A 362-nucleotide genomic window follows, 5' to 3' on the forward strand; every position below is an offset into this window, starting at 1 on the left:
CTCGCCCGCAACGACCTGGGTAGAGTGTGCGCCCCGGGATCGGTGCGCGTGGAGCGCATGATGGAGGTGGAGAGGTTCTCCCACGTCATGCACCTGGTGAGCGAGGTCAGCGGCCGGCTCCGTCCCGGCTGCGGCAACTTCGAGCTCCTGCGCGCCACCTTCCCGGCCGGCACCGTCTCGGGAGCGCCCAAGGTCCGCGCCTGCCAGATCATCGACGAGCTGGAAAAGGACCGGCGCGGCCCCTACGCGGGAGCGGTGGGGTACATATCCTACGGCGGAGACTTGGACACCTGCATAGCCATACGCACCATCGTGGCCAGGGGCGGCCTCGCCCACGTGCAGGCGGGAGGCGGGGTGGTGGC

At 70.2% G+C, this 362-nt stretch carries 1 protein-coding gene; it reads left to right on the top strand.

Going from position 1 to position 362, the window contains the following annotated elements; all coding sequences use genetic code 11:
• The coding region (locus QME84_12750; GenBank protein ID MDI6875132.1) for a chorismate-binding protein at window positions 1-362 on the top strand (362 nt) is incomplete at both ends.

It is taken from the genome of Actinomycetota bacterium (assembly GCA_030019255.1).
Lineage (GTDB): Bacteria > Actinomycetota > Geothermincolia > Geothermincolales > RBG-13-55-18 > Solincola_A.